We start from the raw sequence: 21,754 nt of genomic DNA, 5'->3' as shown, positions 1-21,754 counted from the left end.
CTCCATGTTAGGGCGCGCGGCCGGGCGCCGAGAACGGCGGGCGGATGCCCCCGCGGGCGGATCAGCCCGCGCTGCGGACCGGGTTGCCGAGCGTGCCGATGCCCGGCACCTTCACCTCGACGCGATCGCCGTCGACGATCGGGCCCACGCCCGCGGGCGTGCCCGTGAGCACGAGGTCGCCGGGCAGCAGCGTGAACGCGGCCGACGCGTAGGCGATCACGTCGGCGATGGAGTGCACCATCAGGTCGAACGTGCCGTGCTGCTTCCGCTCGCCGTTCACGAGCGTCTCGATCTCCCCCGCCGACACGTCGAACTCGGTCTCGATGACCGGCCCGACCGGGCAGAACGTGTCGAAGCCCTTCGCGCGGGCCCACTGGCCGTCGGTCTTCTGCAGGTCGCGCGCGGTCACGTCGTTCGCGACCGTGTAGCCGAAGATCACGTCGTCGGCGTCCTCCGCGGCCACGTTCCGGGCGATGCGCCCGATCACGACCGCGAGCTCGCCCTCGAAGTCGACGCGCTCGCTCTGCGGCGGCAGCACGATCGCGTCGCCCGGGCCGATCACCGACGTGTTCGGCTTGAAGAACAGCAGGGGTTCGCTCGGCGCCTCGTTGCCGAACTCGGCCGCGTGCTCGTGGTAGTTGCGGCCCACGGCCACGACCTTCGACCGCGGGATCACGGGCGCCAGCAGCGCCACCTCGCCGAGCGGCACGCGCTCGCCGGTCGGGTCGTACCCCGAGAACATCGGGTCGCCCTTGAGGACCACGAGCTCGCGCTCCTCCTCGTCGATGATCCCGAAGGTGATGGCTCCACCGTGGCTGAAACGCGCGATCTTCACGCGTTCAGCCTACAAGCGGCCATGGCGAGGCGAACGGATGCCCCGGGGCATCCGCTCGCCCCGCAGTCGAACCGTCAGGCGTCGAGGCGCAGCATCCAGCCGTGGCGGTCGTCGAGCCGGCCGTACTGGATGTCGGTGAGCTCCTGTCGCAGCGACATGGTGAGCTCGCCGGCCTCGGCGTCGGGCGAGCCGATCGTGAAGTCCTCGGCCACGATCTGCCCGATCGGGGTGATCACCGCGGCGGTGCCGCACGCGAACGACTCGACGATGTCGCCGGATGCCGCTCCCTCGCGCCACTCGTCGATGGTCACCCTGCGGCGCTCCACGGTGTGCCCGCGGTCCTCCGCGAGCCGCAGCACCGAGTCGCGCGTGATGCCCTCGAGGATCGAGTCCGACTCGGGCGTGACCAGCGTGCCGTCCTTGTAGACGAGCACGACGTTCATGCCGCCGAGCTCCTCGACGTACTCGCCGTCGCGCAGGAACAGCACCTGCTGGCAGCCCTTCTCGGCCGCCTCCGACTGGGGCAGCAGGCTCGACGCGTAGTTGCCGCCGGTCTTGGCCGCACCCGTGCCGCCCTTGCCCGCGCGGGCGTAGTTCGTCGACAGCCAGATCGACACAGGCGCGATGCCGCCGTGGAAGTACGCGCCCGCGGGGCTCGCGATGAGGTAGTACGCCACCTTGTGCGCGGGCCGCACGCCGAGGAACGCCTCCTTGGCGAACATGAACGGCCGCAGGTACAGGCTCGTCTCGGGTGCGCTCGGCACCCAGGCGCCGTCGACCGCGATCATCTGCTTGAGCGACTCGATGAAGTACTCGACCGGCAGCTCGGGCAGCGCGAGCCGACGCGCCGAGCGCTGCAGGCGCGCGCCGTTCGCCTCGGGCCGGAAGCTGTGGATCGAGCCGTCCGCGTGGCGGTACGCCTTCAGCCCCTCGAAGATCTCCTGCCCGTAGTGCAGCACCGCGGCGGCCGGGTCGAGCTGGATCGGCCCGTAGGGCTGTACGCGCGGGCGGTGCCAGCCGCCCGTGACCGACCAGCAGATGTCGACCATGTGGTCGGTGAACTGCTGGCCGAAGCCGGGCGCGGCGAGGATCGCCTCGCGCTCGGCGTCGGTCTTGGCGTGCTCGTTCGGCGTCACCTGGAACGTCAGTCCCTGGTCGGCCATGGGGAGGTGGATCGTCATCGCGGTTCCTTCTTCGAGGGGTGCGTGTCTAGTGTGCGCCGATTCGCCCGAGGATGGCATCCCCCACCTCGGAGGTGGAGCGCTGCGCCCCGGCGCGTTCGGCGATGTCGGCGGCGACCGCCCGCTGCACGCGCCCCGCGGCCTCCGGCAGACCGAGGTGGTCGAGCAGGAGCGCCACGGAGAGGATGGCGGCGGTCGGGTCGGCGATGCCCTTCCCGGCGATGTCCGGAGCCGAACCGTGCACGGGCTCGAACATGCTGGGGTACCGGCCGTCGGGGTTGATGTTGCCCGAGGCGGCGAGGCCGATGCCGCCGCTGATCGCGGCGGCGAGATCCGTGAGGATGTCGCCGAAGAGGTTGTCCGTGACGATGACGTCGAATCTAGCAGGATCCGTGACCAGGAAGATCGTCGCCGCATCGACGTGCAGGTAGTCCACCGAGACCTCGGGGAACTCCTCGGCGATGCGGTCGACCGTGCGCTTCCAGAGCGAGCCGGCGAACACGAGCACGTTGGTCTTGTGCACGAACGTGACCTTCTTGCGGTCGCGGGCGGATGCCACGCGGAACGCGTGCCGCACGACCCGCTCGACGCCGTACGCGGTGTTCACCGACACCTCGTTGGCGACCTCGGCCGGCGTGCCCACGCGGATCGCGCCGCCGTTGCCGACGTACGGGCCCTCGGTGCCCTCGCGCACGACGACGAAGTCGACCTCGCCCGGGTCGGCGAGCGGGCTCGCGACGCCCGGGTACAGCACCGACGGGCGGAGGTTCACGTAGTGATCGAGCGAGAAGCGCAGGCGCAGCAGCAGGCCGCGCTCGATGTTGGCGCCCGCGAGGCGCGGGTCGCCCGGCTTCCCGCCGACCGCGCCGAGGAGGATGGCGTCGTGGCCGGCGATCGACGTGAGGTCGGCATCGGTCAGCACGTCGCCCGTCTCGAGGTAGCGGGCCGCGCCGAGCGAGAACTCGGTGCGCTCGATCGCGACGTCCTCGCCCGCGATCGCGGAGTCCAGCGCGCGCAGCGCCTGCTCGACGACTTCGGGTCCGATTCCATCGCCCGGGATGACGGCGAGCCTGACGGTGCGGGGCATGGTACTCCTTCTCCTTCGATGATTTCCAGCGTACTGTCCGAATCGGCTCCGCTCGCTAGAGTGACGTGTCGTCGCGATCCCCACCCCGGATCGCGGGCAGGTCACGGCCGAAATGCGGCCATGACCATGAAGAGAGGAGCACGCTGCACATGAGCATCGGACTCGGAATCGTCCTGTTCGCGATCGGGGCCATCCTGGCCTTCGCGCTGAACGTCGCCGTCGACTGGATCAACCTCGGCATGGTCGGGATCATCCTCATGGTCGCCGGTGCCGTGGTCGTGATCATCGGCATCATCATGCTCGCCCGCCGTCGCACGGCGTCGTCGACCTCGAGCACCACGGTCGACGAGAACGGCAACAAGGTGACCAGGACGGAGCACACGGCTCCCGGACCCGACGAGGTCTGACGCACTTCTCGATGGCGGGCCGGGCGCGATGCCCGGCCCGTCGTCGTCTCCGCGGTCAGCCGTCGGTGTCGCGCAGGGTGGTCGCCGCGACCAGCAGGGCCACCAGCATCAGCGCCACCCCGATCGACGCAGTGACCGCGATGCCCGACTCGAAGGCATGGGCTGCGGATGCCGCGAGAGCCGCGCCGACCTCGCCGCCCGACCGCTCGGCCTCGCCCATCGCGCCGGCGAGCGTCTCGCGCGCCGCGCCCGCGGCCGACGGGTCGAGCCCGGGCAGGGCCACGAGCACCTGTCGGTAGTGCGCGGTGAGGATGCTGCCGAGCACGGCGGTGCCGAGCACCGCGCCGAGCTCGTACGCCGTCTCGGAGACCGCCGACGCGGCGCCCGCGCGGTCGGCCGGAGCCGTGCTCAGGATGAGCTCGTTCGAGACGGTCTCGGCCGCGCCGATGCCGATGCCCAGCAGCACGAACGCGATCATGATCGCCGGCACGGAGCGCATCTCCGCCGTGAGCGCCACGATCAGGTATCCGGTCGCCGAGAGCGCGAGGCCGGCGGGCACGACGATGCGAGGGCGCACGCGGCGCGCGATCGGCACGACGACCAGGCCCGCGACGATCATCGCGGCGAGGCCCGGCACGAGCACGAGCGCGGCCGCGACCGGCTCGAGGCCGATCACGAGCTGCAGCTGCTGCGACACGAAGTAGAGGAACCCGACGAGCGCGATGACGCTCAGCAGGTTCACCACGACGGCGCCGCCGAACGCGCCGCGACGGAACAGGCGCACGTCGAGCATGGGGTCGCGCGACCCGAGCATGCGGCGCACGAACCAGGCGCCGGCCGCGACGCCGACGGCGAGCAGCGCGAACGCGAGCGGGCCGGGGCCGTCGGTCGCGAGCAGCTTGATGCCCGCCACGACCGGCAGCATCGCCGCGAGCGAGAGCACGATCCCGAGCAGGTCGACCGGGCCGGGCGCGGGGTCGCGGCTCTCGTCGATCAGGATCGGCGCGAGCACGAGCAGCGGGACGAGCACCGGGACGGCGATGAGGAAGACCGACCCCCACCAGAAGTGCTCGACGAGCAGGCCGCCGACGATGGGGCCGAGCGCGGCGCCGGCCGCGAAGCCCGACGCCCAGATCGCGATCGCGAGCCGACGCTCCTCGCGCACGGTGAAGGTCGAGCGCAGCAGGCTGAGGGTCGACGGCATGAGCATCGCGCCGAAGAAGCCGAGCACCGCGCGCGCAGCGATGAGCGCCTCGGCGGTCGGCGCGAACGCCGCGACGATCGAGACGAGCGCGAACCCGGTCGAGCCGATCAGCAGCAGCCGCCGGCGGCCGACGCGGTCGCCGATGCCGCCCATGGCGACCAGGAGCCCCGCGAGCACGAGCGGGTAGGCGTCGATGATCCAGAGCTGGCCGGCCGCGGTCGGCGCGAGCGCGGCCGAGATCTGCGGCAGGGCGAATCCCAGCACCGTGTTGTCGATCGACACGAGCAGCACGGGCAGCATGAGCACGACCAGCGCGGCCCAGCGCCGTGCCCGGCCGCGCGTCGGCCCGTTCCCGTGCGTCTCGCGGGGTGCATCCGCCCCGTGCTCGCCGCGTCCCGTGCGCACCACGGCGATCGCCCCGGTCATCGCCCCCGTCATTGCCTGTCTCCGTTCGTTTACCGTCCAGCCGGTATAGTAACACCCTCCGGCTGCGGATGCGCACCGCTAGCATCGGGGGCATGGCACGTCCGCCCAGCGCCCGCGAAGCCGTGCTCGACGCGTTCGAGCGCATCCTCATCGACGACGGCGAGCGCGCGGCGACGCTCGAGGCGACCGCGCGCGAGGCCGGCGTCTCGAAGGGCGGCCTGCTCTACCACTTCGGCACGAAGGAGGCGCTGGTCGACGGGCTCGTCGCCCGCCTCGACCGGCTGGTCGACGGCGACGTGGCGGCCATCGCGCAGGCACCGGAGGGTGCGGTCGCGCACTACCTCCGCACGTCGGTCGCGACCGGCTCACCGCTCGACCGGGCGTTCGTCGCCACCGCGCGCCTCGCCCAGGGCGGGCATCCCACGGCGCAGGCGGGGCTCCGCAGTATCCGCCGCCGTTGGCTGGCCACGATCGAACCGCACGTCGCCGACCCGACGCTCGCCCTCGCCATCTCGCTCATCGGCGACGGGCTCTACTTCAACTCGGCGCTCGGCGGCGAGGCCGACGACTCGATCGGGCGCGACGAGGTCGACGCGATCGTCGCGCTCGTGGAGCGGCTCGCCGGGTCGTGAGCGGATGCCGCGCGGCATCCGCCCCGCTCGACCGCGGGCCGCGCGCTACTCGGTGATCTCGATCGCGACGAGCGCGTCGGCGTCGATCGCGGTGCGCACGCGGTCGATGACCTCGGCGGGCACCGGCGAGTCGACGGTGAGCACGCTGAGCGCCTGCCCGCCCGCCTCGTGGCGCGCGATCTGCATGCCCGCGATGTTGATGCCCGACTCGCCGAACTCGCGGCCGTAGACGGCGACGATGCCGGGGCGGTCGGTGTACAGCATCACGATGAGGTTCTCGGCGAGCGGCACCTCGATCTCGTAGCCGTTGATGCCGACGAGCTTCTCGGTCTGCTTCGTGCCCGTGAGCGTGCCCGAGACCGACACCTGGGTGCCGTCGGCCAGGGCGCCGCGGATCGTGATGACGTTGCGGTACTCCGGGCTCTCGGCCTCGGTGATGAGCCGCACGGCGATGCCGCGCTGCTCGGCGAGCACGGGGGCGTTCACGTACGACACCGTCTCGCTGACGACGTTGGTGAAGATGCCCTTGAGCGCCGCGAGCTTCAGCACGCTGACGTCGTAGTCGACGAGCTCGCCGCGCACCTCGATGTCGACCGCGGTGAGCGAGCCGGTCGCGAGCCCCGAGAAGATCTGGCCGAGCTTCTCGACGAGCGGGATGCCGGGTCGCACGTACGGGTCGATGACGCCGCCGGCGACGTTCACGGCGTCGGGCACGAGCTCGCCCGCGAGCGCCAGGCGCACCGACTTCGCGACCGAGACGCCGGCCTTCTCCTGCGCCTCGCCGGTCGACGCGCCGAGGTGCGGCGTGACGACGACGTTCGGCAGGGCGAGCAGCGGCGACTCGCGCGGTGGCTCGCTCACGAACACGTCGAGGCCCGCACCCGCGATCGTTCCGGCGACGAGCGCGTCGTGCAGCGCGTCCTCGTCGATGAGCCCGCCGCGCGCGACGTTCACGATGTACGCGGTCGGCTTCATCAGTTTCATCTGCTCGGCGCCGATCATGCCGGTCGTCTCGGGCGTCTTCGGCATGTGGATGGTGATGAAGTCGCTGCGCTCGAGCAGCTCCTCGAGCGAGACCGTCTGCACGCCGAGCTGCTGGGCGCGCGCCGACGTGATGTAGGGGTCGTACGCGATCACCTCGACGCCGAACGCCTGCAGTCGGGCCGTGATCAGGGCGCCGATGCGGCCGAGCCCGATGATGCCGACCGTCTTCTCGTAGAGCTCGGTGCCGCTGTACGCGGAGCGCTTCCACTCACCGACCGCGAGCGCGGCGTGGGCGGCGGGGATGTGCCGGGCGAGGCTCAGGATGTGGCCGACCGTGAGCTCGGCGGCCGAGATGATGTTCGACGTGGGGGCGTTGACGACCATGACGCCGGCCTGCGTCGCCGCCTTGATGTCGACGTTGTCGAGGCCCACGCCGGCGCGGGCGATCACCTTGAGGTTCGGCGCGGCGGCGATGGCCTCGGCGTCGACCTTCGTCGCGGAGCGCACGAGGATGGCGTTCGCGTCGGCGAGGGCGGCCAGCAGCGCGGGGCGATCCGTCCCGTCGACCGATCGGACCTCGAAGTCGGGCCCCAGGGCGTCGACGGTGGCGGGCGAGAGTTCTTCGGCGATCAGGACGACCGGTCGTGACACGGGTGGATCCTTCGTGGTGGTGAGCAAGACGCGAGGAGACGGCTCGGCGTCGCTCGGCGGCGGCCGGCCAGCATCACTCTAGCGGAGCGCCGCGGGGCCCCCGAAACGCATGACGCCGGGCTTCATCGGCGCCGTCGCGGCACCTCAGGAGCCGAAGTCGTACCCGCCGAGGCCGAAGAGCACCTCGAGGTCGAGCTGCACGACCTGCACCACCGCCCAGCCGGTGAGGAAGAGCAGGAGCACGGCGAGCGCACCGCGGCGGTGCGCCAGCCAGAACGCCCCCGCGAACACGGCGAGCGGCGCGACCAGGCCGATCACGAGCACCGTCAGCCCCCAGGTGCTGATGCCGATGCCGAGCGCGGCGGCCTGCCCTCCGACGCCGACGAAGTTGCCGACGCCCTCCCACAGGTCGTACGCGTAGAGGAGGCCGAAGACGCCGGCCACCACGGCGAACACCCAGCGGGATGCGGCGGAGCGGGTCGCCGACGCGTCGGGCGTCGACTCGGGGGCATCCGTCGTCTCAGGGGCATCCGTCGACTCGGGGGCATCCGTGGCCTCGCGGGCCTCCGCCCGGGCCTGTCGCTCGTCGGCGTTCACGCGATCCCTCCCCCGAGCACGAACGGCAGCGGCACCAGCACGACCACGCCGGCGAGCAGCCACCACAGCCGCGCCCGCCCGTGCGCGAGCAGCAGCACGCCGGCGAACCACAGCGGAGCGGCGAGCACCGCGAGCCAGCGGCCCACGTCGTACATCACCTGCGCGACCGGGTCGGCGAACACCGGCCCCGCCTCCAGCGCCGAGAGCGCCCAGCCCGCGGAGAAGAGCAGGTACACGCCGGCGAACACGCCGAACAGTACGAGCGTGGTCGCGCCCATGGTGGACTCGTCGGGCTCGTCGGGCGCGGGCGGCACGACCGACGGCTCGCCGACCGGCTTCCAGCCGGGGGCGAGGTCGGCGTCCTCGTCGCCCGCCCAGCGCAGGGCGTCGTCGTCGGATCGGGTCATGCCCACGACGATAGCGGTCCGGGAACCGGCGCGGACATGGCAGTGCGAGGGCGATTCATCCGAGCGAGTGCCGACCGTGCGGCGCTCAACCCGGGCGACCACCCTCGCACGCCGCAGCACCCGAGCTCAGGCGCACGAGCCTCCGACCAGTCGCTCCGCGGTGTCGGCGGTGACGAGCGGGCGCTGCGCGAGCGCGAGCGCCGCGCACTCCTTCACCGAGCGCGCCGTCCGGCCGACCGAGGCGGTCTGCGCGTCGACGCGCTGCTGGATGCGGTCCGCGGGAAGGCCCGCGAGCGACTCGGCCAGCGCCTGGCGCTGCTCGACCTCCTGCCGGATGGCCCGCTCGAGGGCGTCCGCGGTCGCGAGGTGCGAGACGACGGCGAAACGCCCCGCCGTGGCGCCGCCCGAACCCGGCGCCTCCGGGTCGGTCGCGACCGTTGCACAGGCGGAGACCGACAGTGCGAGCGCGCCGACCAGTGCAGCCCCGGCCGAGGCGCGAACGATGCGGGCCCGGTGGATTCCGATGCGGGTGTTCATGATGCTCCCTTCGGCCGGAGCGGTTCCGGCGACTGCTCTCACGCTCGCAATCGCGGATATCGGGGGACGATCGGTCGATATCCGTGCGATATCCGTCCAAGCACGGCAGCATTGACGAACACCTGACGATTTCTCGACACTGCAGGCATGAGCATGCGAATCCTGGGACCGATGGACACCGGCGGCCCCTCGCTGAGCCCGAGGGAACGCACCATCCTGACCGCGCTCATCGTGCGGCGCGAGGCGGCGGTCTCCCCCGACGAACTCGCCGAGGCGTGCTGGGGCGACGCACCGCCCGCCACGTGGGCGCAGCAGGTGCGGAACGCCGTCGCGAAGATCCGCTCGAAGCTCGGCGCCGAGGCGGTGCGCACCGTGGGCGTCGACTACCGGCTCGGCCTCGACGCGGACGCGATCGATGCGGTGCAGTTCGAGCAGGCGGTCGCACAGTCCCGCCGACACGCGCTCCAGGGCGCGCACGATCGCGCCGCGGCCGGCTTCGAGAAGGCCCTCGCGCTCTGGCGCGGGGCTCCGCTGCCGGATGCTGCGGACTGGCCGCCCGCCGCGATCGAGGCCGCTCGCCTGGTCGAGGTGCGGCGCAGCGCCGAGGAGGAGCTGCTCGACGCGCGGCTCGCGGCCGGCGAGCGGGGCGCGGTGATCGCCGACGCGGAGCGGCTGGTGCGCGAGGAGCCGCTGCGCGAGCACCGCTGGGCGATCCTCGCGCTCGCGAACTACCGCGCCGACCGGCAGGCCGAGGCGATGGCCGTCATCCGCGGCGCACGCGAGCGGCTGTCGAGCGACCTCGGCATCGACCCGAGCCGCAGCCTCGTCGACCTCGAGACGGCGATGCTCCGGCAGGACCCCGAGCTCGAGGCGCCCGCGATCGCGCTCGCCGAGCGCGAGGTCTCCGACGCATGCCCCTACCGCGGCCTCGCCGCGTACGGCGACGACGACCGCGCGTGGTTCTTCGGCCGCGACGACGACATCGAGGAGGTGCTCGCGCGCTGCGGCCGCCAGTCGGTGGTGACGGTCGTCGGACCGAGCGGTTCGGGCAAATCGTCGCTCGTGCGCGCCGGCGTCGTGCCCCGCCTGCGCGATCAGGGCCGCGAGGTCGTGATCGTGACGCCGGGCGCCACCGGCGCCGAGCAGCTGCGGGCGGCGTTCTCGGGCACGGCGGCGGTCGTCTGCATCGACCAGGCCGAGGAGTTCCGGATGCTGCCGGACGACGAGCTCCGCGACATCGGCACGCGCTCCGCGGCATGGGTCGAGCACGGCGGATGCCTCGTGCTGGCGCTCCGCTCCGACTTCCTCGACGGCGCGACCGCCATTCCGTCCCTCGGGCCGCTGGTCGGCCGCGGACTGTACGCACTGCCCCCGCTCGGCCCCGACGGACTACGTGAGGCGATCGCCCGCCCAGCCGAAGCCGCGGGCCTCGAGATCGAGTCCGGGCTCGTCGAGGTGATCCTGCGCGACGCGGGTGATCGACCGGGCATCCTCCCGCCGCTCTCGCACGCGCTGGTCGCCACCTGGACCAGGCGCGAGGGCGCGACGCTCACGGTCGACGGCTACGAGACGTCGGGCGGTATCGCGGGCGCCATCGCGCAGTCGGCGGAGCAGGTGTTCCAGGGCCTCTCCCCCGCCCGCCAGGAGGTCTGCAGATCGCTCATGATGCGCCTGGTCGAGCGCACGCCCGAGGGGATGACCGTGCGTCGGCGCGTGCCGCTCGCCACGCTCAGCACGAACCCGCAGCGTCGCGCGGTCGTCGAGGGGCTCGTGCACGCGCGCCTGGTGACGATCGACGGCGACGCCGCGATCATCGCGCACGAGGCGGTCGGCACGACCTGGCCGCGGCTGGACGGATGGCTGACCGAGGACGCCGCGAACGCGCGCATCCTCCGCCAGGTCGAGGTCGCCGCCGCCGCCTGGGATGCTGCGGGCCGCCCCGACGACGACCTGCTGCGCGGCGCCCGCCTGCACGGCGCCACCGAGTGGCGCGAGGGCGCGCAGCCCGACCTCACGCCCGTCGAGTCCGCCTACCTCGACGCATCGATCGCTCGGAACGAGGCGGAGCTCCGCGAACTGGAGGCCCGATCGGTGCGGGACCGCACGCGCAACCGGTGGCTGCGCAGCGCGCTCATCGCCGCAGCCGTACTGCTGCTCGTCGCCGTGGTCTCGGGCGGCATCGCGGTCGTGCGCGGCTCCGAGGCATCCGCCGCCGCCGAAGAGGCGACCATCGAGGCGCTCGCCGCCACGTCCCTCGCCATCCGCGACAGCGACCGCGACGTGGCCGCGCTGCTCGCCGCCGAGCTGTATCGCCGCTGGCCCGACGATGCACGCGCGCGTTCCGCACTCCTCGGCAACCTGACCGGCGGCGACGGCCTGGTCGCCCGGCACTGGATCGGCGAGGGCACGCGCGCGTTCAGCGCGGCGGTGCCGGGCACCCGCACCGCCCTCATCGTGGAGGACGAGCTGACCGACGCGGAGACGGCGGAAGCCCCGACCGAGCCCGCGTCGATACGCGTGATCGACCTCGACACCGGCGAGACGCTGCGCGAGTTCGACGTGGAGCTGCCACCCGTGAACTTCTACTTCGAGCGGGACGTGTTCGTGAGCGGCGACGGGTCCACGGCGCTCATCCAGACCGGCGAGATGCGGCGGCCGGACGAGCCGAGTTGCTGCAAGAACCACTTCGTCGTCATCGATCTCGCGACCGGGACGCAGCCGTTCCCGACCGTCACCTATGACGACCGCACCGGGCAGATCCCCGTCCTCACCGAGGACGGGTCGCGCGCGTACTTCGGCCACTCGATCACCGGGGACCCGGGCTGGATCGACTTGGAGACCGGCGAGATCACCCAGCTGGTCGAGCACGACCCCGACGAATTCGAGGCGGCGGTCATCCGGACGAACGGCGTCGCACTGGTCGACGATCGGCTCTACACCACGGGCGACGACGGCATCGGCATCTACGACGCGGAGACGCTGGACCCGGTCGGCATGCTCGGGCAGGTGCCGTACGGGTACGCCCATCTCACCCTCGTTCCCGACGGTGAGGGCGGGCTCATCGCGAGCGGAGACGAGGGCGTCGTGAAGGTCGACCTCGAGACCGGCGAGGAGCTCTGGCGACGCCAGGCGAGCGAGATGCGCTGCGTGAACGCGGCGGTCGTGCCGGACGTCGTGCTCGTGTGCAACAACGGCGTGGGGCTCGTGCGGGCGTTCGAGCTCGACACCGGCCTGCCGACCGGCGCGAGTCTCGACACGCTCTCCGACTGGAACCGCGGCATCGACGTCGTGGGCGACGGCGACGAGATCGTGACGTTCACCTCGCGGTCCCCGGCCGCCGCGCTCGTCTGGCGGATCGACGGACGGCCGTCGATCACGCGGGCGATCGCGGAGGACCGGATCACGATCGGCGGGTTCGGCATGGACGACACGATGCTGATCACCGCACCGGCGCCCCCACCACTGGTGGAGACCGTGGACGACATGCAGCTCTGGGACATCGCCGCCGACGAGGGGGTCGGCGCACCAGCGTACGAGATGCTCTGGGTGACCGACGAGACGGTCGCGGTCTCCGAGACCGGCATCGGCGACCGCTACCTGCAGGACGTCGGCTCCGACGAGACTCGGGTGATCGACATGCCGGGGTCGGCCGGCGGCGGCTGGTGGATCCCGGCGGAGCGCGGCGGACCGCACGTCTTCGCGGTCACGCAGGCGGGCATGATGCTGATCGACCCGGAGACGGGCGCGACGGGTCCGCTCATCGAGACCGAGGTCAACCCGCTCATCGACGCCATGGACCACGCCGAGCTCGGCGACAGCGGGCGCATGACGCTGACCTGGTGGGACGAATCGCTCGGCCGTTCGTTCACGTCGGTCTACGACATCGAGACCGGCGAGGAACTCGCGCGCGGGCTCGAGGACGACGTCGACGTGGTCGGGCTGCCGAACGGCGACGCGCTGAGCGCGAGCGCATCGCGGCTGAATCGCAGCACGGGCGACCTCGAGCCGCTGCACTCGCTTCCGAAGTCGGGCGTGGCACCACTCCACATGGAGGTCAGCGCCGACGGCCGCACGCTGCTCACTTCGGGATGGGACCAGTCCATCACGCTCTACGATCTCGACGACGCTCGCCGGCTCGGCGACGAGATCCTCATGCCGGGCGGCCCCAACGTGTGGTGGCCGTCGGGCTTCATCAGCCGGGACGGCACGATGCTCGCCACCAACGCCGCGGAGGGCGTGCTCATCTGGGACATCGCCACCGAGCCGATGCGCGACGCCGCCTGCCGCATGGTCGGCCGCGACCTCACCGAGCTCGAGTGGTCGACCTACTTCGGCGACGAGCCGTACGTCGCCACCTGCGCCGACGTCACGGGGGCGATCGAGGCGTCCGACTGACGCCAACGACGAGAGCGCCCCCGCACGCGATGTGCGGGGGCGCCCTCGTGAGCGGATGCGGCGTACTAGCGCGCGACCTCTCCGTCCACGTAGTCGTCCTCCTCGACCTGGGCCCAGGCGAACAGCTTGCGCAGCTCGCGACCCGTGGTCTCGATGGGGTGACCCTCGCCCTTGGCGCGGAGCTCCTGGAACTCCTTGCCGCCGTTGTCCTGGTCGTCGATGAAGCGCTTGGCGAACGCGCCCGACTGGATGTCGGCGAGCACGGCCTGCATGTTCTCCTTGACGTGCGGGTCGATGACGCGCGGGCCCGACACGTAGTCGCCGTACTCGGCGGTGTCGGAGACGCTCCAGCGCTGCTTCGAGATGCCGCCCTCCCACATGAGGTCGACGATGAGCTTCAGCTCGTGGAGCACCTCGAAGTAGGCGATCTCGGGCTGGTAGCCGGCCTCGGTGAGGGTCTCGAAGCCGTACTGCACGAGCTGCGAGACGCCGCCGCAGAGCACGGACTGCTCGCCGAACAGGTCGGTCTCGGTCTCCTCGGTGAAGGTCGTCTTGATGACGCCGGCGCGGGTGCCGCCGATGGCCTTGGCGTACGACTTCGCGAGGTCCCAGGCGGTGCCGGTGGCGTCCTGCTCGACGGCGATGATGTCGGGGATGCCGCGACCCGCGACGAACTCGCGGCGCACCGTGTGGCCCGGGGCCTTCGGCGCGACGAGGATCACGTCGACGCCCTCGGGCGCCTCGATGTAGCCGAAGCGCACGTTGAAGCCGTGGCCGAAGACGAGGGTGTCGCCCTGCTTCAGGTTGTCCTTGACGGACTCGGCGTAGATGTGACGCTGGAACTGGTCGGGCGCGAGGATGACGATGACGTCGGCGCTCGCGGCGGCATCCGCCACGCTCAGCACCTCGAAGCCCGCCTCCTGCGCCTTCGGGGCCGACTTCGAGCCCTCCTTGAGCCCGATGACGACCTCGACACCGGAGTCACGGAGGTTCTGCGCGTGCGCGTGGCCCTGCGAGCCGTAGCCGATGACGGCGACCTTCTTGGCCTGGATGAGCGAGAGGTCGGCGTCGCTGTCGTAGTAGATCTCAGCCATGATGCTGTTTCTTTCTCCTTGATCGGGGTCTGGGTGTGCGGCGGGTGCCGTCTAGTTCTTGAAGACGCGGTCGGTGATCGACTTCGAGCCGCGCCCGATGGCGAGCAGGCCCGACTGTGCGATCTCCTTGATGCCGTAGGGCTCGAGCACCTTGAGGAACGCGTTGGTCTTGCCCGAGTCGCCGGTCACCTCGATCACGAGCGCGTCGGTCGCCACGTCGACGACGCGCGCCCGGAAGAGGTTCACCGCCTCGAGCACCTGCGAACGCGTCGTGTTGTCGACGCGCACCTTGATCAGCAGGTGCTCGCGGTGCACCGACTGGCTCGGGTCGAGCTCGACGATCTTGATGACGTTCACGAGCTTGTTGAGCTGCTTGGTCACCTGCTCGAGCGGGAGGTCCTCGACGTCCACCACCACGGTGATGCGCGAGAGCCCCTCGATCTCGGAGTGACCGACGGCGAGCGACTCGATGTTGAAGCCGCGACGGGCGAACAGTCCCGCCACGCGGGTGAGCAGTCCGGGCTTGTCCTCGACGAGGAGGGAGAGCACGTGTGACATCTGCTAGATCTCCTGGTTGAAGGCCGGGCTGTGGTCGCGTGCGTACTGCACGAAGGAGTTCGAGACGCCCTGCGGCACCATCGGCCACACCATCGCGTCGGCGCTCACGACGAAGTCGATCACGACCGGCCGGTCGTTCGTCTCGAGGGCGAGCTTGATGGCGGCGTCGACCTCGTCCTCCTTCTCGACGCGGATGCCGAGGGCGCCGTACGCCTCGGCGAGCTTCACGAAGTCGGGCACGCGGCGGGTGTCGTGGCCCGTGTTCAGGTCGGTGTTCGAGTAGCGGCCGTCGTAGAACAGCGTCTGCCACTGCCGCACCATGCCGAGCGACGAGTTGTTGATCACCGCGACCTTGATCGGGATGTCGTTGATGACGCAGGTCGCGAGCTCCTGGTTCGTCATCTGGAAGCATCCGTCGCCGTCGATCGCCCACACCACGCGCTCGGGCTCGGCCACCTTGGCGCCCATCGCCGCGGGAACCGAGTAGCCCATGGTGCCTGCGCCGCCGGAGTTCAGCCACGAGTTCGGGCGCTCGTACTTGATGAACTGCGCCGCCCACATCTGGTGCTGGCCCACGCCCGCCGCGTACACGGCCTCGGGTCCGCTCAGGGCGCCGATGCGCTCGATGACGTACTGCGGCGCGAGCAGCCCGTCGCTCGTGGGCGTGTAGCCCAGCGGGAACTCGTCGCGGAGCCCGTCGAGGTAGGTCCACCACTCGCCGAGGTCGACATCGGATGCCACGGCCCGGTACGCCGCGGTCAGCTCGGTGATGACCTCCTTGACGTCGCCCACGATGGGCACGTCGGCGGTGCGGATCTTCGAGATCTCGGCCGGGTCGATGTCGACGTGCACGACCTTCGCGTTCTGCGCGAACAGGGCCGCCTTGCCGGTCACTCGGTCGTCGAAGCGCGCGCCGAGGGCGATGAGCAGGTCGGCCTCCTGCAGCGCGAGCACCGCGGGAACGGTGCCGTGCATGCCGGGCATGCCGAGCTGCTGCCGGTGCGAGTCGGGGAACGCGCCGCGCGCCATGAGCGTGGTCACGACCGCGGCGTTCGTCGTCTCGGCGAGCTCGATCAGCTCCTCCGACGCGCGACCGCGGATCACGCCGCCGCCGACGTACAGCACCGGCTTCTTCGCCTCGGCGAGCAACTGCGCCGCGGCCTGCACCTGCTTGCCGTGCGCGCGCGTGATCGGGCGGTACCCGGGCAGGTCCATCTTCGGCGGCCAGCTGAACTCGAGCGTGTCCTGCTGGGCGTCCTTGGTGATGTCCACGAGCACCGGGCCGGGCCGGCCGGTCGAGGCGATGTGGTACGCGGCCGCGATGGTCGCGGGAATCTCCTCGGCGCGCTTGACCAGGAACGAGTGCTTCGTCACGGGCATGGTGATGCCGACGATGTCGGCCTCCTGGAAGGCATCCGTGCCCATCAGGTTCGAGAACACCTGGCCGGTGATCGCGAGCAGCGGCACCGAGTCCATGTGCGCGTCGGCGATCGCGGTCACGAGGTTCGTGGCGCCCGGGCCGGAGGTGGCGATCGCGACGCCGACCTTGCCGGTCGCCGACGCGTAGCCCTCGGCCGCGTGGCCGGCGCCCTGCTCGTGGCGCACGAGGATGTGGTTGATGTCGGGCGCGTCGAGCAGCGGGTCGTAGACGGGGAGGATGGCGCCGCCGGGCAGGCCGAAGACGTCGCGGATGCCGAGCTTCTCGAGCGACCGGACGACCGCCTGGGCGCCGGTCATCGTCTCGGGCGCCGCTGGTCTGGCGGCGGCTGGCGTGGGCACGGTGGTCGAGTCCGTGGACATGCGAATTCCTGTTCTGATGCGAGTGCGTGCGGGTGCGAGCGAGACTCAGCCCGTGGTCGCGCCTTCGGAGGCGGAGCGCACGAGCTTGGAGTACTTCGCGAGGACGCCACGGGTATAGCGCGGGGGAAGCGGTGCCCAGCCGTCGCGGCGGGCTGCCAGCTCTGCGTCGTCGACCAGTAGGTCGATGCTGCGAGCTGCGATATCGACCCGTATCAGATCACCATCGCGCACGAAGGCGATCGGACCTGCGTCGACCGCTTCGGGTGCTACGTGGCCGATGCACAGGCCGGTTGTGCCGCCTGAGAATCTGCCGTCCGTCAAGAGTAGTACATCTTTTCCGAGCCCGGCGCCCTTGATGGCGGCGGTGATCGCGAGCATCTCGCGCATGCCGGGGCCGCCCTTCGGGCCCTCGTAGCGGATGACCACGACGTCGCCGGCCGAGATCTGCCCCTCGGTGAGCGCGTCCATCGCGGCGCGCTCGCGCTCGAACACGCGGGCGGGCCCCTCGAACGTCGCCGCGTCGAAGCCGGCCGTCTTCACGACCGCACCGTCGGGCGCCATCGAGCCGTGCAGGATCGTCAGCCCGCCGGTCTCGTGGATCGGGTCGTCGAGCGAGCGGAGCACCTCGCCGTCGAGCGGCTCGATGTCCATCTCGGCGAGGTTCTCGGCGAGCGTCTTGCCGGTGACCGTGAGCGCGTCGCCGTGCATGAGCCCGGCGTCGAGCAGCGCCTTCATGAGCACGGGCAGGCCGCCACGGCGGTCCACGTCGTTCATCACGTACTTGCCGAACGGCTTCAGGTCGCCGATGTGCGGCACCTTCGACCCGATGCGGTTGAAGTCGGCGAGCGTGAGCTCGACGTCGGCCTCGCGGGCGATCGCGAGCAGGTGGAGCACGATGTTGGTCGAGCCGCCGAGCGCCATGCCCACCGCGATGGCGTTCTCGAACGCCTCCTTGGTGAGGATCTGCCGCGCGGTGATGCCCTGCTTCAGCATCTCGACGACGGCCTCGCCCGAGCGGTGGGCGAAGTAGTCGCGGCGCCGGTCGGCCGAGGGCGGCGACGCGGAGCCGGGGAGGCTCAGCCCGAGCGCCTCGGCCACGGAGGCCATGGTGTTCGCGGTGTACATGCCGCCGCAGGCGCCCTCGCCGGGCGCGAAGGCGCACTCGATGCGCTTGGCGTCGGCCTCGCTCATCTTGCCCGCCTTGACGGCGCCGACGGCCTCGAACGAGTCGATGATCGTGATGTCCTTCTCGGTGCCGTCCGACAGGCGCACCCAGCCGGGCGCGATCGAACCGGCGTAGAGGAACACGGATGCCAGGTCGAGGCGCGCCGCGGCCATGAGCATGCCCGGGATCGACTTGTCGCAGCCGGCGAGCAGCACCGAGCCGTCGAGGCGCTCGGCCTGCATGACGACCTCGACAGAGTCGGCGATGACCTCGCGCGAGACGAGCGAGAAGTGCATGCCCTCGTGGCCCATCGAGATGCCGTCGGAGACGGACACGGTGCCGAACTGCAGCGGGTAGCCGCCGCCGGCGTGCACGCCCTCCTTCGCGGCCTGCGCGAGGCGGCCGAGCGAGAGGTTGCAGGGCGTGATCTCGTTCCACGAGCTGGCGATGCCGACCTGCGGCTTGTCCCAGTCGGCGTCCCCCATGCCGACCGCGCGGAGCATGCCCCGGGAGGTCGTGGCTTCGATACCGTCGGTGACGACGCGACTACGCGGCTTCGGATCGTGAGGCATGCAGGCAGTCTATTGCCCAGCGGATGCCTCGAATCGCGCCCGCCCGCGGCCTCAGCGCGCGGCGCGGAGCTCGGCGAGCATCTCGAGCAGGCGGTCGACGTCATCGGTGCCGCGCACGCGGTACCGGGCGAACGTGCGTCCCTGGCCGACCTTCACCCCGACGTCGCCCGGCTCGAGCGCGGCGAAGCCGTCCTCGTCGGTCACGTCGTCGCCCACGTAGAGCACCGCGGTCGCACCGGTGTGCTGGCGCAGCCGGGCGATCGCGTCGCCCTTGGTGCTCGACCGCACGGCGAACTCCAGCACGTTCTTGCCCTCGCGGAGCGTGAGCTCGGGCAGCTCCTGCTTCACCTTCGTGCGGGCGGCGCGCTGCGCCTTCTCCCCCGCCGAGGTGCTGAGCTTGCGCGTGTGCAGTGCGAGGCCCGCGGGCTTGCGCTCGACCCAGGCGCCGGGTGCGGAGTCGACCACCTCGTCCAGGATCTTCGAGAGCGCGTGCAGGTCGGCGATCTCCGTCTCGTGGAGGTCGAGCGCGCCCTCGCCGCCTGCGAACTGCAGCTCCACGCCGTGCGAGCCGGCGAGCAGCACGTCGTCGTGCGGGTCGGAGACGTGCCGGAGGCTGTCGATCGCGCGCCCCGAGACGTATGCCACCGCGGTGTCCTTCGCCTCGAGGAGTCGCTCGATCGATCGCTTGGCCCCGTCCGAGGCGCGGGCGTCGTCGGGCACGTCGACGTGCGGCGCGAGCGTGCCGTCGAAGTCGAGGGCGACCAGCAGCCGCTCGGTGGCCGCGAGGCGCGCGAGCGCCCGGCCGAGGTCGTCGCGCACGCCGGGGCGGATCGTCGCGTTGCCCGTGAGGGTCTCGAGGAAGTCGGCGGACCAGCGGGCCACGTCGTAGTCGCGCACGCGGCGTCGCAGCGCCCGCATCCGCCTCGCCCGCTCCTTGCGCGGCATCTCGGCCGCGGCCACCATCGCGTCCTTCAGCCCCTCGATGTCGTGCGGGTTGACGAGCACCGACTGGCGCAGCTCGTCGGCGGCGCCGGCGAACTCGCTGAGCACGAGCACGCCGTCCTCGTCGAAGCGCGAGGCGACGTACTCCTTCGCGACGAGGTTCATGCCGTCGCGCAGCGCAGTCACGAGCATCACGTCGGCGGCCAGGTAGAGCGCCGCCATCTCCTCGCGCGGGTAGCCGTGGTGCAGGTACGCGATCGCCTGGTGGCTGATGGTGGAGTAGTCGCCGTTCAGCCGGCCCACGGTCAGCTCGATCTCGTCGCGGAGCTGGCGATAGGTCTCGACGCGCTCGCGCGACGGGCTCGCGACCTGCACCAGCGAGGCATCCGACACGCTCAGCCGGCCGTCGCGCAGCAGCTCGCCGAACGCCTTCAGCCGGTGCCGGATGCCCTTCGTGTAGTCGAGCCGGTCGACGCCGAGCATCACGGTCTTCGGGTTGCCGAGGCCCTCGCGGATCTCCTTCGCGCGCGCCTGCACGTCGGGGCGCCGCGCGAGCTGCTCGAAGCCCTCGGCGTCGATCGAGATCGGGAAGTGGCGGGCGATCACCCGGCGCACGTCGTCGCCCTCGGGCACCTCGACGACCGCGCCGCGGGTCGTGTAGCCGTACAGCCGGCGCACCGCCCGCTGGAAGTTGCCCGCGTCGGCCTGTCGCTGGAACCCGATGACGTCGGCGCCGAGGAGGCCCTCGATCACCTGCCGTCGCCACGGCAGCTGCGAGTAGATGCCGTATGCGGGGAACGGAATGTGGTTGAAGAACCCGATCACGAGGTCGGGCCGCGTCTCGCGCAGCATCTTCGGCACGAGCTGCAGCTGGTAGTCCTGCACCCACACGGTCGCGCCCTCGTCGGCGGCGCGCGCGGCGGCCTCGGCGAAGCGGCGGTTGACCCGCACGTACGCGTCCCACCACTCGCGGTGGTACGTGGGCGGCGCGATGACGTCGTGGTAGAGCGGCCAGAGGGTGTCGTTCGAGAAGCCCTCGTAGTACTCCTGGATCTCGTCCTCGCTGAGCGGCACGGGCACGATCGAGATGCCGTCGTTCTCGAAGGGCGCGAACTCGCGGTCGGCGACGCCGGCCCAGCCGACCCAGGCGCCGTCGGCGGCCCGCATGATGGGCTCGAGCGCGGTGACCAGTCCGCCCGGCGAGGTCTTCCACCCCGGCGTGCCGTCAGGCTGCTCGTCGTAGTCGACCGGCAGCCGGTTCGACACGATGACCATCGAGTACACGTCGTCGGGATGGGTCTGGTCGGGCTGCTGGTTCACGCAGGTGTTCCTTCCGCGCGGCTCGTCGAACCGCCTCGTGACTTCGCCCACAGGCTAACAGTCGGCCGTTCGCGCAGCTTCTCCACGCGTGCGCCCGGGCGTCACACGCCGTTCACACGGACCTGCCACACTGCGGCTGATGATCCCGATCGGCATGAGCACCACGTGCGTCTACCCTCTCCCGCCCGCGGCCGCATTCCGCGAGGCCGCCGAGGTCGGCTTCGACGGCATCGAGATCATGGTCACGCAGGAGGAGACCACGCAGGATGCCGCCGCGCTGCTCGCACTCGCCGACGCGCACGGGCTGCCGGTCATGTCGATCCACGCGCCCGTGCTGCTGCTCACGCACTTCGTGTGGGGGCGCGACCCCCGGGTGAAACTCGAGCGCACGGCCGCGCTCGCGCGGGACACCGGGGCGGACACCGTGGTGGTGCATCCGCCCTTCCGCTGGCAGGCGGGCTACGCCGAGCAGTTCCTCCAGATCGTCCGCGAGACCTCCGAGGAGTACGGCGTGCACATCGCCGTGGAGAACATGTTCCCGTGGCGCGTCGCGGGGCGGAACATGAAGGCCTACGCGCCGGGGCCCGATCCCCGGGCGATGGACTGCGACGCGATCACGCTCGACTTCTCGCACGCCTCGCTCGCGGGCGTCGACTCGCGCGAGTTCGCCCGCGAGGTGGGCGGGCGCCTGCGCCACATCCACCTGTGCGACGGCTCGGGCAGCAGCGACGACGGCCGCATCTTCGACGAGCACCTGCTGCCGGGCCGCGGCACGCAGCCGGTCGCCGAGACGCTGCGCGATCTCGCGGACGCGGGCTGGGACGGACAGATCGCGGCGGAAGTCAACACCCGCAAGGCCCGGAACGAGGACGAGCGGATGCAGCTGCTGCGCGAGACCCTCGACTTCGCGCGCGAGCACACCGCCGTGGCATCCGAGCCGGTTCCCGACCCCGCCTGACG

17 protein-coding genes are annotated in these 21,754 nt (G+C 71.5%); 4 read left to right on the top strand and 13 right to left on the bottom strand.

The window, feature by feature from the left end:
• Nucleotides 1–61 precede the first annotated feature (61 nt).
• From QMG39_RS14075 to QMG39_RS14065, 3 genes are all read right to left on the bottom strand, one after another.
• On the bottom strand, nucleotides 62–835 hold the full coding sequence (locus QMG39_RS14075) for a fumarylacetoacetate hydrolase family protein (RefSeq protein WP_281886049.1): 774 nt from the start codon (nucleotides 833–835) through the stop codon (nucleotides 62–64).
• A gap of 74 nt (nucleotides 836–909) precedes the next feature.
• On the bottom strand, nucleotides 910–2,016 hold the full coding sequence (locus QMG39_RS14070) for a branched-chain amino acid aminotransferase (protein ID WP_281886046.1): 1,107 nt from the start codon (nucleotides 2,014–2,016) through the stop codon (nucleotides 910–912).
• A gap of 28 nt (nucleotides 2,017–2,044) precedes the next feature.
• A complete protein-coding gene (locus QMG39_RS14065) occupies nucleotides 2,045–3,103 on the bottom strand; it encodes a 3-isopropylmalate dehydrogenase (RefSeq protein WP_281886044.1) in 1,059 nt (352 codons plus the stop codon).
• A 149-nt stretch (nucleotides 3,104–3,252) separates the two neighbouring features.
• On the opposite strand from QMG39_RS14065, the gene QMG39_RS14060 reads away from it, so the two are divergent.
• On the top strand, nucleotides 3,253–3,510 hold the full coding sequence (locus tag QMG39_RS14060) for a DUF6458 family protein (protein ID WP_281886042.1): 258 nt from the start codon (nucleotides 3,253–3,255) through the stop codon (nucleotides 3,508–3,510).
• A 55-nt stretch (nucleotides 3,511–3,565) separates the two neighbouring features.
• On the opposite strand, the gene QMG39_RS14055 is transcribed toward QMG39_RS14060, so the two are convergent.
• Nucleotides 3,566–5,152, bottom strand: coding sequence for an MFS transporter (locus tag QMG39_RS14055; RefSeq protein ID WP_281886040.1), 1,587 nt, complete (start codon nucleotides 5,150–5,152; stop codon nucleotides 3,566–3,568).
• An 80-nt stretch (nucleotides 5,153–5,232) separates the two neighbouring features.
• Here QMG39_RS14055 and QMG39_RS14050 point away from each other — a divergent pair, with 80 nt between their 5' ends.
• Nucleotides 5,233–5,772 carry a TetR/AcrR family transcriptional regulator gene (locus QMG39_RS14050; RefSeq protein ID WP_281886038.1) on the top strand — a complete coding sequence of 180 codons (540 nt, stop codon included), beginning with the start codon at nucleotides 5,233–5,235 and terminating at the stop codon, nucleotides 5,770–5,772.
• Between the two features lie 45 nt (nucleotides 5,773–5,817).
• Here QMG39_RS14050 and serA read toward each other — a convergent pair whose 3' ends face one another.
• From serA to QMG39_RS14030, 4 genes are all read right to left on the bottom strand, one after another.
• On the bottom strand, nucleotides 5,818–7,407 hold the full coding sequence (serA, locus tag QMG39_RS14045) for a phosphoglycerate dehydrogenase (RefSeq protein ID WP_281886037.1): 1,590 nt from the start codon (nucleotides 7,405–7,407) through the stop codon (nucleotides 5,818–5,820).
• Nucleotides 7,408–7,551: 144 nt separating this feature from the next.
• Nucleotides 7,552–8,004 carry a hypothetical protein gene (locus tag QMG39_RS14040; protein WP_281886035.1) on the bottom strand — a complete coding sequence of 151 codons (453 nt, stop codon included), beginning with the start codon at nucleotides 8,002–8,004 and terminating at the stop codon, nucleotides 7,552–7,554.
• Nucleotides 8,001–8,411, bottom strand: coding sequence for a hypothetical protein (locus QMG39_RS14035; protein ID WP_281886033.1), 411 nt, complete (start codon nucleotides 8,409–8,411; stop codon nucleotides 8,001–8,003). Before QMG39_RS14035 ends, QMG39_RS14040 begins: the two co-directional genes overlap by 4 nt.
• Nucleotides 8,412–8,537: 126 nt before the next feature.
• On the bottom strand, nucleotides 8,538–8,948 hold the full coding sequence (locus QMG39_RS14030) for a hypothetical protein (protein ID WP_281886031.1): 411 nt from the start codon (nucleotides 8,946–8,948) through the stop codon (nucleotides 8,538–8,540).
• 147 nt (nucleotides 8,949–9,095) lie between these two features.
• Between QMG39_RS14030 and QMG39_RS14025 the strand changes: the two genes are divergently transcribed.
• Nucleotides 9,096–13,343 carry an nSTAND1 domain-containing NTPase gene (locus QMG39_RS14025; protein ID WP_281886029.1) on the top strand — a complete coding sequence of 1,416 codons (4,248 nt, stop codon included), beginning with the start codon at nucleotides 9,096–9,098 and terminating at the stop codon, nucleotides 13,341–13,343.
• A 65-nt stretch (nucleotides 13,344–13,408) separates the two neighbouring features.
• Here the strand turns inward: QMG39_RS14025 and ilvC are convergent, their stop codons facing one another.
• The 5 genes from ilvC to QMG39_RS14000 are packed head-to-tail and all read right to left on the bottom strand — an operon-like array spanning nucleotide 13,409 to nucleotide 20,749.
• A complete protein-coding gene (ilvC, locus tag QMG39_RS14020; RefSeq protein WP_281886027.1) occupies nucleotides 13,409–14,437 on the bottom strand; it encodes a ketol-acid reductoisomerase in 1,029 nt (342 codons plus the stop codon).
• 51 nt (nucleotides 14,438–14,488) lie between these two features.
• Nucleotides 14,489–14,995, bottom strand: a complete 507-nt coding sequence (ilvN, locus tag QMG39_RS14015; protein ID WP_281886024.1) for an acetolactate synthase small subunit — start codon at nucleotides 14,993–14,995, stop codon at nucleotides 14,489–14,491.
• Between the two features lie 3 nt (nucleotides 14,996–14,998).
• Nucleotides 14,999–16,795 (bottom strand): acetolactate synthase large subunit, encoded by a 1,797-nt coding sequence (locus QMG39_RS14010; protein WP_281886022.1) that lies wholly within the window; start codon nucleotides 16,793–16,795, stop codon nucleotides 14,999–15,001.
• 45 nt (nucleotides 16,796–16,840) lie between these two features.
• Nucleotides 16,841–18,532 (bottom strand): dihydroxy-acid dehydratase, encoded by a 1,692-nt coding sequence (ilvD, locus tag QMG39_RS14005; RefSeq protein WP_281886020.1) that lies wholly within the window; start codon nucleotides 18,530–18,532, stop codon nucleotides 16,841–16,843.
• 51 nt (nucleotides 18,533–18,583) lie between these two features.
• A complete protein-coding gene (locus QMG39_RS14000; protein ID WP_281887294.1) occupies nucleotides 18,584–20,749 on the bottom strand; it encodes a bifunctional alpha,alpha-trehalose-phosphate synthase (UDP-forming)/trehalose-phosphatase in 2,166 nt (721 codons plus the stop codon).
• Between the two features lie 184 nt (nucleotides 20,750–20,933).
• On the opposite strand from QMG39_RS14000, the gene QMG39_RS13995 reads away from it, so the two are divergent.
• Entirely contained in the window at nucleotides 20,934–21,752 is an 819-nt protein-coding gene (locus tag QMG39_RS13995) for a sugar phosphate isomerase/epimerase family protein (RefSeq protein ID WP_281886018.1), read from the top strand.
• Nucleotides 21,753–21,754 lie beyond the last annotated feature (2 nt).

It is taken from the genome of Agromyces rhizosphaerae (assembly GCF_027925245.1).
GTDB classification, from domain to species: Bacteria; Actinomycetota; Actinomycetes; order Actinomycetales; family Microbacteriaceae; genus Agromyces; species Agromyces rhizosphaerae.
The sequence above is the reverse complement of the archived record's forward strand: the minus strand, read 5'-3'. Positions and strand labels throughout refer to the sequence as shown.

Bases quoted from the DNA above. Each gene is read 5' to 3' on its own strand.
- QMG39_RS14070 (WP_281886046.1), bottom strand. From the start codon at position 2,016: ATGACGATCCACCTCCCCATGGCCGACCAGGGACTGACGTTCCAGGTG.
- QMG39_RS14065 (WP_281886044.1), bottom strand. From the start codon at position 3,103: ATGCCCCGCACCGTCAGGCTCGCCGTCATCCCGGGCGATGGAATCGGA.
- QMG39_RS14060 (WP_281886042.1), top strand. From the start codon at position 3,253: ATGAGCATCGGACTCGGAATCGTCCTGTTCGCGATCGGGGCCATCCTG.
- QMG39_RS14055 (WP_281886040.1), bottom strand. From the start codon at position 5,152: ATGACGGGGGCGATGACCGGGGCGATCGCCGTGGTGCGCACGGGACGC.
- QMG39_RS14050 (WP_281886038.1), top strand. From the start codon at position 5,233: ATGGCACGTCCGCCCAGCGCCCGCGAAGCCGTGCTCGACGCGTTCGAG.
- QMG39_RS14035 (WP_281886033.1), bottom strand. From the start codon at position 8,411: ATGACCCGATCCGACGACGACGCCCTGCGCTGGGCGGGCGACGAGGAC.
- QMG39_RS14030 (WP_281886031.1), bottom strand. From the start codon at position 8,948: ATGAACACCCGCATCGGAATCCACCGGGCCCGCATCGTTCGCGCCTCG.
- QMG39_RS14025 (WP_281886029.1), top strand. From the start codon at position 9,096: ATGAGCATGCGAATCCTGGGACCGATGGACACCGGCGGCCCCTCGCTG.
- ilvC (WP_281886027.1), bottom strand. From the start codon at position 14,437: ATGGCTGAGATCTACTACGACAGCGACGCCGACCTCTCGCTCATCCAG.
- ilvN (WP_281886024.1), bottom strand. From the start codon at position 14,995: ATGTCACACGTGCTCTCCCTCCTCGTCGAGGACAAGCCCGGACTGCTC.
- QMG39_RS14010 (WP_281886022.1), bottom strand. From the start codon at position 16,795: ATGTCCACGGACTCGACCACCGTGCCCACGCCAGCCGCCGCCAGACCA.
- ilvD (WP_281886020.1), bottom strand. From the start codon at position 18,532: ATGCCTCACGATCCGAAGCCGCGTAGTCGCGTCGTCACCGACGGTATC.
- QMG39_RS14000 (WP_281887294.1), bottom strand. From the start codon at position 20,749: ATGGTCATCGTGTCGAACCGGCTGCCGGTCGACTACGACGAGCAGCCT.
- QMG39_RS13995 (WP_281886018.1), top strand. From the start codon at position 20,934: ATGATCCCGATCGGCATGAGCACCACGTGCGTCTACCCTCTCCCGCCC.